Source organism: Nocardioides sp., assembly GCF_041600255.1.
GTDB lineage: Bacteria > Actinomycetota > Actinomycetes > Propionibacteriales > Nocardioidaceae > Nocardioides.
In genome coordinates, this window is the sequence record NZ_JBFIKK010000022.1 from 22209 (window position 1) to 31957 (window position 9749).

The 9749-nt window shown below is 71.7% G+C and carries 12 protein-coding genes; 9 read left to right on the forward strand and 3 right to left on the reverse strand.

The window, feature by feature from the left end:
- Positions 1-29: 29 nt before the first annotated feature.
- Both ABZE72_RS04605 and ABZE72_RS04610 read left to right on the forward strand, forming a co-directional pair.
- Positions 30-296, forward strand: coding sequence for a hypothetical protein (locus ABZE72_RS04605; RefSeq protein WP_372727844.1), 267 nt, complete (start codon positions 30-32; stop codon positions 294-296).
- Complete coding sequence (locus ABZE72_RS04610) at positions 293-964, forward strand: hypothetical protein (protein WP_372727845.1); 672 nt, start codon at positions 293-295, stop codon at positions 962-964. Before ABZE72_RS04605 ends, ABZE72_RS04610 begins: the two co-directional genes overlap by 4 nt.
- Here the strand turns inward: ABZE72_RS04610 and ABZE72_RS04615 are convergent.
- Entirely contained in the window at positions 918-1421 is a 504-nt protein-coding gene (locus ABZE72_RS04615; RefSeq protein ID WP_372727846.1) for an SRPBCC family protein, read from the reverse strand. The genes ABZE72_RS04610 and ABZE72_RS04615 overlap by 47 nt on opposite strands.
- A 54-nt stretch (positions 1422-1475) precedes the next feature.
- On the opposite strand from ABZE72_RS04615, the gene ABZE72_RS04620 reads away from it, so the two are divergent.
- Positions 1476-3131 (forward strand): phospho-sugar mutase, encoded by a 1656-nt coding sequence (locus ABZE72_RS04620; RefSeq protein ID WP_372727847.1) that lies wholly within the window; start codon positions 1476-1478, stop codon positions 3129-3131.
- A 60-nt stretch (positions 3132-3191) separates the two neighbouring features.
- On the opposite strand, the gene ABZE72_RS04625 is transcribed toward ABZE72_RS04620, so the two are convergent.
- Positions 3192-3776: a hypothetical protein gene (locus ABZE72_RS04625; RefSeq protein ID WP_372727848.1), complete on the reverse strand. Its 585-nt coding sequence runs from the start codon at positions 3774-3776 to the stop codon at positions 3192-3194.
- 93 nt (positions 3777-3869) lie between these two features.
- On the opposite strand from ABZE72_RS04625, the gene deoC reads away from it, so the two are divergent.
- Genes deoC through ABZE72_RS04650 form a run of 5 tightly spaced genes read left to right on the forward strand, consistent with a single transcriptional unit; the run spans position 3870 to position 8426 of the window.
- Positions 3870-4832, forward strand: coding sequence for a deoxyribose-phosphate aldolase (gene deoC / locus ABZE72_RS04630; protein WP_372727849.1), 963 nt, complete (start codon positions 3870-3872; stop codon positions 4830-4832).
- A 5-nt stretch (positions 4833-4837) separates the two neighbouring features.
- Positions 4838-6310, forward strand: a complete 1473-nt coding sequence (locus ABZE72_RS04635; RefSeq protein ID WP_372727850.1) for an aldehyde dehydrogenase family protein — start codon at positions 4838-4840, stop codon at positions 6308-6310.
- Complete coding sequence (locus ABZE72_RS04640; RefSeq protein WP_372727851.1) at positions 6307-7197, forward strand: aldehyde dehydrogenase family protein; 891 nt, start codon at positions 6307-6309, stop codon at positions 7195-7197. Before ABZE72_RS04635 ends, ABZE72_RS04640 begins: the two co-directional genes overlap by 4 nt.
- Before the next feature lie 18 nt (positions 7198-7215).
- Entirely contained in the window at positions 7216-7809 is a 594-nt protein-coding gene (locus ABZE72_RS04645) for an ATP-binding protein (protein WP_372727852.1), read from the forward strand.
- Entirely contained in the window at positions 7806-8426 is a 621-nt protein-coding gene (locus ABZE72_RS04650) for a hypothetical protein (RefSeq protein WP_372727853.1), read from the forward strand. Before ABZE72_RS04645 ends, ABZE72_RS04650 begins: the two co-directional genes overlap by 4 nt.
- Here ABZE72_RS04650 and ABZE72_RS04655 read toward each other — a convergent pair.
- Positions 8315-9541 (reverse strand): adenosine deaminase, encoded by a 1227-nt coding sequence (locus ABZE72_RS04655; RefSeq protein ID WP_372727854.1) that lies wholly within the window; start codon positions 9539-9541, stop codon positions 8315-8317. The genes ABZE72_RS04650 and ABZE72_RS04655 overlap by 112 nt on opposite strands.
- A gap of 52 nt (positions 9542-9593) precedes the next feature.
- Here ABZE72_RS04655 and ABZE72_RS04660 point away from each other — a divergent pair.
- A partial coding sequence (locus tag ABZE72_RS04660) for a MaoC/PaaZ C-terminal domain-containing protein (protein ID WP_372727855.1) occupies positions 9594-9749 on the forward strand: 156 nt, incomplete at its 3' end.

Consider the following 9749-nt stretch of genomic DNA (forward strand, 5'->3'; position numbering starts at 1 on the left):
CACGAAACTCGGAACCAGGAGGTATCCCCGTGGCTGACCACGACCACGACGAGCACGCACTCGAGCACGAGAACGAGCAGCCCGACCACGACCCCGAGCAGGACACGGAGTCCAGCGGCGGGCCCGCGAGCGCGATGAGCGAGACCTTCCTCGAACGGCCCCCGGAGGAGACCATCCGGGAGATCGAGGAGGAGCGGGAGCGACGCCTCGCCCCGGAGAACCGACCGGAGAACGCCGAGGTCGACAACACCGGCGAGAACAAGCCCGACTTCCTCAAGAACGAGTCGGCTCAGTGACCGGACGCCGCCGAGCACCGCGGCGCAGACCGTCCGGCCGGCGTACGGCGCACGGCCGCGCCACGGCGTCCGTCCTCCTGCTGGGACTCGCCCTGGGCACGGTCGCCCTGGCCGGTGGCTGCCTGGCGGAGTCCGAGGAGTCACCGCCGGCGGGCACCCCCAGCGTGCGGGACGGGCAGCCCGACCTGCCCGCCGAGAGCCCGTCGGGGGCAGGCGCCTCCAGCCCGATCACCTTCGACGTCGCCGCGGACCCCGAGGGCGATCCGGTCTCCGACGAGGCGTGCGCCGAGGTGGCCGGCCCGTTCCTCAGCTACGCGCTGATCGACGTCAGCCGGCCGGTCACGGTCGACGGCGTCGATCTCCCCGAGGCCGTCGGCGTCCGGCTGGGCCGGTCCTGGGTGGCTCCCCGACCCGAGGAGGGGGTCGCCCGCACCGGCCTCGTCCGCGGTCGGACCCCGACGGCGAGCTCCCTGGAGGCGGTCAACTGGGAGCAGCGACGACCACTCGAGGGCACCCTGCTCGGATCCGGCGAGTGGTACGTGTTCACCACCCTGCGCGTCCACCACACCGGTCGCGCCGACTCCCTCGACCTGCTCTGGTCCGACGACCTGAGCACGGGGGTCAGCAGCTGGACCCGCCCGATCGAGTTCCGGGAGCGCTGCGCCTAGCGATCGTCTCGACACAACTCCCGGTGCCGGCCAGTCGCTCGCGCAGGCCGCCGAGGCAGCCGGCCATCATCCGCTGGTGGTTCCAGCGCAGCAGCGGCCGGGCGACGTACGACGCGAGCGCGAGCGCGCCGCCGACCTCGACCTCCTGCTCGAACTCCATGCGCGTGGAGCCCTCACCGGTCTCGGAGAGCCGCCACCGCACCATGCCGACGAGGTCCCCGCTGACGCTGGTCTCCAGCAGGGGTGGCGCACGGTGCTCGGCGTGCAGCACCAGGTCGAGGGTGTAAGGCAGGGCGGAGCGGCACAGCACCCGGGCGTCGTCGGGGCCCAGACTGGCCACCGCCAGGACCTGGGGCCACCAGTCGGGATAGTGCTCGAGGTCGAGCAGGACGGCGGCCACGTCGTCCACCGGGTGCGGGACGGTCCAGACGTCCTCGAAGCGGTAGGTCACGGACACCCGACCATCATCGCTGGTTCCCCCTCGACCCCACGCAGCGACTACCGTGCCGCCATGACGACTCTGGACGTGGACCTGCTCCTCGAACGTGCGCGCTCGTGGGCTGCCCAGGACCCGGACGCCCACACCCGCACCGAGCTCGAGCAGATCATCGCCGACGTCGCCGACGGCGCCGACCCCAGCGACCTCGCCGATCGCTTCGACGGCACCCTGGAGTTCGGCACCGCCGGCCTGCGCGGCGCCCTCGGCGCCGGGCCGAACCGGATGAACCGGGCCGTCGTGCTGCGCGCCGCCGCCGGGCTGGCGACGTACCTCAAGCTGAACGGCGCGACCCGCGACAACTCCGTGGTGATCGGCTACGACGCCCGGCACAACTCCGACGTCTTCGCCCGCGACACCGCCGAGGTGATGACCGGTGCCGGCCTGCGCGCCCACGTGCTGCCCAGGCCGCTGCCCACTCCCCTGCTGGCGTTCGCGATCCGCGAGCTCGGCTGCGTCGCCGGGATCATGGTCACCGCCAGCCACAACCCGCCCGAGGACAACGGCTACAAGGTCTACCTCGGCGACGGCAGCCAGATCGTCTCGCCCGCGGACGCCGAGATCGCCGAGCAGATCGCAGCGATCGGCCAGCTCGCCGACATCCCGCGCGGCACGAGCGGCGAACTCCTCGACGAGCACCTGATCGACCGCTACCTCGACACGGTCGCCGACCTCGCGGTGGACGGGCCACGCGACCTCGACATCGTCTACACGCCGCTGCACGGCGTCGGCGGCAGCTCGGTGGTGCAGGTGCTCGAGACCGCCGGATTCGAGGCGCCACGCGTGGTCAGCCAGCAGGAGCAGCCCGACCCCGACTTCCCGACCGTCGCCTTCCCGAACCCCGAGGAGCCCGGCGCCATGGACCTCGCGATGGCGCTGGCCGCCGAGGTGGGCGCGGACATCGTCGTCGCCAACGACCCGGACGCCGACCGGTGCGCGGCCGCCGTCCCCGGCCCGCACGGCTGGCAGATGCTGCGCGGCGACGAGGTCGGCGCACTCCTCGCCCAGCACCTGCTGGCCCGCGGCAAGCAGGGCACCTACGCGACCTCGATCGTCTCCTCGTCGCTGCTCGGGACCATGGCGGCCGCCGCCGGCCAGCCGTACGCCGAGACGCTCACCGGCTTCAAGTGGATCGGACGGGTGCCCGACCTGGCGTTCGGCTACGAGGAGGCGCTGGGCTACTGCGTCGACCCCGAGCACGTCCGGGACAAGGACGGCGTCTCCGCCCTGCTGCTGCTCTGCGAGATCGCCGCCGAGGCCAAGGCGGCCGGCCGCAGCCTGCACGACCTGCTCGACGACATCGCAGGAGAGCACGGCCTGCACGCCACCGACCAGCTCTCGGTCCGGGTCAGCGACCTGGGCGAGATCGCGAACGCGATGGCACGGCTGCGCAGCACCCCGCCCACCACGCTCGGCGGACTCGCGGTGGAGCAGGTCGACGACCTGGCCCTGGGCTCGGCGGACCTGCTGCCGACCGAGGGCCTGCGCTACCGGCTGGCCGAGGGCGCCCGGGTGATCGTGCGTCCCAGCGGCACCGAGCCCAAGCTCAAGTGCTACCTCGAGGTGGTCATCGGGGTGAACCCCGAGGACGGCGTCGAGGCCGCCCGGATCGCCGCGGTCGGTCGGCTCGACGCGCTGCGCGCCGACATCAAGAGCGCCGCCGGGATCTGAGCAACCCTCCGGACGACGAGGTCGGCCGGTTCAGAGTCGGCCGGTTCAAACACGTCCGGTTCAGAGCAGTGCGGTGACGACCAGCCCGAGCACGGCCAGGGCCAGCGCGGCCAGCTCGACGCGGGCGACCTCGCGGCGTACCTGTCCGGCCAGGACCGCCTGCTCCTCGGACATCAACCGGACGCCCTGCCGGGCGCGGGCGTCCTCGGCGAGCTGGGAGAGCCGCTGCTCCACGTGGTCGGCGTACGCCGTTCCGTCGTCCGCCTTGCCCGCCTTCTCCGCCCGGGAGCGCCGCGCGGTCGTGCGCCAGGAGCGACCGACCGCGGGTGAGACGTAGCGGGCATCGGCGGTCCCGACGGCCAGGAGCTGGCCGATCGCGACCTGCTCGACCGCCGCGAGCGGCACCGAGACGGTGTCGAACATGTTGCGCAGCACGAGGTCGTCGCCGACCGCTTCGACGACCGGACGCACCATCGAGGCCCACAGCAGCACCCCGAACAGCAGGGCGGCGAAGACGGCCCACAGCGGCAGTCCGCTGGAGCGGTCGAGCACACCGATCGCCACGACACCACCGACGAGCACCAGGCCGAGCCAGCCCATCACGAGGCTCCCGGTGGAGCGGAAGCGTTCGGGCCTGGTGGTCATGCGGTTCCTCCAGCAGGGTCGGTGACGTCGGGTCGGGGCAAGGGTACGGTCCGACGATGTGCGGAGCCGTCACGACGATGGGATGATTGCCCGATGACCCCACTCAAGGAACGGTTCGACGACGTCACCACGTCCGAGGCCTCCCTCCGCAACTTCCTGCACGGGCTGCCCGGTGTCGACCAGGTCGGCGCCGAGGCGCGGGCGGCTGCGCTGGGCACCCGCTCGATCAAGACGACCGCCAAGGAGTTCGCCATCGACCTGGCGATCCGGATGGTCGACCTCACCACCCTCGAGGGCCAGGACACCCCGGGCAAGGTGCGTGCACTCGCCGCCAAGGCGATGCGCCCCGACCCCTCGGACCCGACTTGCCCGAGCGCCGCCGCCGTCTGTGTCTACCCCGACATGGTCGCCGACGTGAAGGACGTGCTCGGTGACAGCGGGGTCAACATCGCCGCCGTCGCCACCGCCTTCCCGAGCGGCCGGGCAGCGCTCGACATCAAGCTCGCGGACACCCGCGACGCGGTCGAGGCCGGCGCCGACGAGATCGACATGGTCATCGATCGGGGCGCCTTCCTCTCCGGGCGCTACCTACAGGTCTTCGAGGAGATCGTCGCGGTCCGTGAGGCGTGCGTGCGCCCCGACGGCTCGACGGCCCACCTGAAGGTGATCTTCGAGACCGGAGAGCTGCAGACCTACGACAACGTACGGCGCGCCAGCTGGCTGGCGATGCTGGCCGGAGGCCACTTCATCAAGACCTCGACCGGCAAGGTGCAGCCCGCGGCCACCCTCCCGGTCACGCTCGTGATGCTGGAGGCGGTGCGAGACTTCCGCGCCGCCACCGGCCAGATGGTCGGCGTCAAACCCGCCGGCGGGATCCGCACCACCAAGGACGCCATCAAGTACCTGGTGATGGTCAACGAGATCGCCGGCCAGGACTGGCTCGACCCGCACTGGTTCCGCTTCGGCGCCTCCACGCTGCTCAACGACCTGTTGATGCAGCGCACCAAGATGACCACCGGCCGCTACTCCGGCCCCGACTACTTCACGTTGGACTGATCGCGATGGCAAAGGAAACAGTGGCCTCCACCGACACCACCCCGACGAGCGGCGGCAGCGTGTTCGACTACGCCCCCGCCCCCGAGTCGCGCAGCATCGTCGACATCAAGCCGTCCTACGGCCTGTTCATCAACGGCGAGTTCGTCGACGGCTCGGGCTCGTCGTTCAAGACGATCAGCCCCTCCACCGAGGAGGTGCTCGCCGAGGTCGCCGAGGCCAGCGAGGCCGACGTCGACGCGGCCGTGAAGGCCGCCCGGCGGGCGCACTCCCGCGTGTGGGGCAAGATGTCGGGCCGCGAGCGCGCCAAGTACCTCTACCGGATCGCCCGGATCATCCAGGAGCGCGGCCGCGAGCTGGCCGTGCTGGAGTCGATCGACAACGGCAAGCCGATCCGCGAGACCCGCGACGTGGACGTCCCCACCGTCGCCGCGCACTTCTTCTACTACGCCGGGTGGGCCGACAAGCTGGAGTACTCCGGCTACGGCTCCACCCCCCTCGGCGTCGCCGGCCAGATCATCCCGTGGAACTTCCCGCTGCTGATGCTGGCGTGGAAGATCGCCCCGGCCCTGGCCTGCGGCAACACGGTCGTGCTCAAGCCGGCCGAGACCACGCCGCTGACCGCGCTGCTCTTCGCGGAGATCTGCCAGCAGGCCGACCTGCCCGCCGGTGTCGTCAACATCATCACCGGCGCCGGTGAGACCGGGCGAGCGCTCGTCTCGCACCCGGACATCGACAAGGTCGCCTTCACCGGCTCCACCGACGTCGGGCGCGCGATCGCCAAGTCTGTCGCGGGCACGAACAAGAAGGTCACCCTCGAGCTCGGCGGCAAGGCCGCGAACATCGTCTTCGACGACGCGCCGATCGACCAGGCCGTCGAGGGCATCGTCAACGGCATCTTCTTCAACCAGGGCCATGTCTGCTGCGCCGGCTCCCGGCTGCTGGTGCAGGAGTCCGTCGCCGACGAGGTGCTCGAGCGCCTCAAGCGCCGGATGGGCACCCTGCGGGTCGGCGACCCGCTGGACAAGAACACCGACATCGGCGCGATCAACTCCGCCGAGCAGCTGGCCCGGATCAAGGAGCTCTCCGACATCGGTGAGGCCGAAGGGGCGGGTCGCTGGTCGCCGCCGTGCGACCTGCCCGCCCAGGGCTTCTGGTTCCCGCCGACCATCTTCACCGGCGTCACCCAGGCCCACCGGATCGCCCGCGAGGAGATCTTCGGCCCGGTCCTGTCCGTGCTGACCTTCCGTACGCCGTCCGAGGCCGTCGAGAAGGCCAACAACACGCCGTACGGCCTCTCCGCGGGGGTGTGGACCGACAAGGGTTCGCTGATCCTGCACATGGCCAACCAGCTGCGCGCCGGCGTCGTGTGGGCCAACACGTTCAACAAGTTCGACCCGACCAGCCCCTTCGGTGGCTACAAGGAGTCGGGATACGGCCGCGAAGGCGGCCGCCACGGTCTGGAGGCCTACCTGCGATGACACCCACCACTGGAACCTCGGGGCGCATCGACGTCCGCAAGACCTACAAGCTCTACATCGGCGGGGCCTTCCCCCGTTCGGAGTCGGGCCACTCCTACGTCGTCACCGACTCGAAGGGCACCTTCGTGGCCAACGCGGCCCTGGCCTCGCGCAAGGACGGCCGGGACGCCGTCGTCGCCGCCCGCAAGGCGTTCGGCGGCTGGTCGTCCCGCACGGCCTACAACCGGGCCCAGATCCTCTACCGCGTCGCCGAGGTGATGGAGGATCGTCGCCCGCAGTTCGTGGAGGCGGTCCGCCAGTCCGAGGGGCTGTCCACCGCCAAGGCCGAGAAGGTCGTGGACGAGTCCATCGACCGGCTGGTCTGGTACGCCGGCTGGGCGGACAAGATCACCCAGGTGGTCGGCAACGCGAACCCGGTCGCCGGCCCGTTCTTCAACCTCTCCACCCCCGAGCCCACCGGCGTCGTCGCCGTGCTGGCTCCGCAGGAGTCCTCGCTGCTGGGCCTGATCAGTGTCGTGGCGCCGGTCATCGTCACCGGCAACACCGCGGTCGTGGTCAGCTCGTTCGAGCGGCCGCTGCCGGCCGTGACCTTCGCGGAGGTCCTCGCGACCTCCGACGTGCCCGGCGGCGTCGTGAACCTCCTGACCGGTTCCGCGGCCACCGTGGCACCGTGGCTGGCCGCCCACATGGACGTCAACGCGATCGACCTGACCGGGATCAGCGGGGACGCCGACCTCGCCGTCCAGCTCGAGCAGGCGGCGGCCGAGAACCTCAAGCGGGTCCGCCGGGCACCGGCCACCGAACCCGACTGGACCGCGGACCCGGGCATCGACGCGATGACGTCGTTCCTGGAGACGAAGACGGTCTGGCACCCGATCGGCGTCTGATTGCGCGCCAGGGTGATCGTGCTTGCCGGCCCCTCCGGGGCCGGCAAGTCGCGTCTGGCGGATCGGATCGACCTGCCGGTCCTGCGCCTCGACGACTTCTACCGCAACGGTGACGACCCGGACCTGCCGCGGATCACCGAGGGCGCCAACGCCGGAATCGTCGACTGGGACGACCCCGCCTCCTGGTCACTCGACGACGCGCTGGCGGCCCTCGAGCAGATCTGTCGCGACGGCCGGGCCGAGGTGCCCGTCTACGACATCGCGCACGACGGTCGCTGCGGCAGCCAGGTCTTCGACCTCGGCGGACACACCCTCTTCGTGGCCGAGGGCATCTTCGCCCAGGAGATCGTCCCCGCCTGCCGTGCGAGCGGCATGCTCGCGGCCGCCTACTGCGTGCGCCAGCACCCGGCGGTGACGTTCTGGCGCCGGCTCACCCGGGACCTGCGCGAACGGCGCAAGCCCCCGCTGGTGCTCGTCCGCCGAGGGTTCGCGCTGCTGCGCGACCAGCGCCGGGTGGTCGCCCACGCGGTCTCCCGCGGGTGCACACCGGTCACTCCCGACCAGGCCCTGCACGCCGTCCGCTCGCTGGTCGGCGAGGAGGTGGCGCGATGACCGGGGACTCCGAGCACCGGGAGATTGACGCTTTCGACGGCTCCCTGCGCCAGCCCGACCAGCGCTCCTGCGGCGCAGCCGTCCTGGTGCTCGCCCGGATGCTGCTGGACGACGCGTACGCCGACCTGGTCGTCGCAGGCGTGCACCCCAGCACCGGCCAGCGGTCGGCGGGCGACCTCTCGCAGCGATTCGCCGCCGAGGTGCTCGGGATGCACCGGCGGGTCACCGGCCCGATGGACGCCTCCGGCCGCCTGCAGCTGCCGTGGCCGCGGGCACTCGGCACTCCCCCGTGGGCAGTGGCCCGCCAGCTCTCCGCGACCGCCGGCTCCCACCTGCCGCCGACCCGGTACTCCGTGACACCGATCGGCCGCCGGGCACGCGACGTCTTCGACCGGATCCTCGAGGCCACCGAGTCCGGCCGGCCGGTGCCGCTCTTCGTCGGCAACCGCCTGCTCCCCCGCCACGTGGTGCTCGCGCTCGGCTCGGCCTCCGGCCGCCTGCGCTGCTACGACCCGGCGACCGGCCGGGTCGTGCCGCTGGACCGGACGGCGTTCATCGAGCGCAGGCTGGGCCTCTCCGGCTGGGACCGGCCCTGGCTGGCCGTCCTGCCCCACTGATCCGGCCCCACCGATCCCGCCCCCTGATCAAAGGCGGCGTACCCCGGCTTGATCACCCGGTCGATCAGGTCGAGCCGCTCGTCGAACGGCAGGAACGCCGACTTCATCGCGTTCAGCGTGAACCACTGCAGGTCCCGGAGGCCGTAGCCGAAGGCCTCCACCAACGACCACATCTCGTCGGTCATCGAGGTCTGGCTCATCAGCCGGTTGTCGGTGTTGACCGTGACCCGGAAGCGCAGCGCGGTGAGCAGACCGATCGGGTGCTCGGCGACCGAGGTGGCCGCGCCGGTCTGCACGTTCGAGGCCGGGCACATCTCCAGCGGGATCCGCTTGTCGCGGACGTAGGCGGCCAGTCGGCCCAGCTCCACCGAGCCGTCCTCGCCGACCGTGATGTCGTCGATGATCCGTACGCCGTGCCCGAGCCGGTCGGCGCTGCACCACTGGATCGCCTGCCAGATCGACGGCAGCCCGAACGCCTCGCCGGCGTGGATGGTGAAGTGGAAGTTCTCGCGCTGCAGGTACTCGAAGGCGTCGAGGTGGCGGGTCGGCGGGTAGCCGGCCTCGGCGCCGGCGATGTCGAAGCCCGCCACGCCGCGACCCCGCCAGGCGACGGCCAGCTCGGCGATCTCCCGGGAACGCGCCTGGTGCCGCATGGCGGTCAGCAGCTGCCGGACCACGATCCGGCCACCCGCGGCCTCGCTGGCGGCGTCGAAGCCCTCCTGGACGGCCGCGACCACCTCGTCGAGGGTCAGTCCGCCCTCGACGTGCTGCTCGGGCGCGTAGCGGATCTCGGCGTACACGACGCCGTCGGCGAGGAGGTCCTCCACGCACTCGCGCGCGACCCGGGTCAGAGCCGGGCCGTTCTGCATCACGGCGACGGTGTGGTCGAAGGTCTCGAGGTAGCGCTCGAGGGAGCCGGAGTCCGCGGCGTCGGCGAACCACTGGCCGAGCGCGGTGGCCTCGGTGGCGGGCAGCTGGTGGCCGGCGTCGGCGGCGAGGTCGATGATCGTCTGGGGGCGCAGTCCGCCGTCGAGGTGGTCGTGCAGCAGAACCTTGGGTGCCCGCAGCACCTGGTCACGGGTGGGGGCGGTAGGTTCCGGGTCGTTGGCCGTCATCCGGACATCCAACCACTGACCCATCCCCCACCCGAGCCGAGGAGCCCAGCCCATGCGCGTGTTCAGCACCGTCGACGAGATCACCGCCGCGATCGGCGAGGACCTCGGATCGAGTGACTGGCTGACGATCGACCAGGAGCGCGTCGACACGTTCGCCGACGCCACCGACGACCACCAGTGGATCCACGTCGACGTCGAGCGGGCGGCG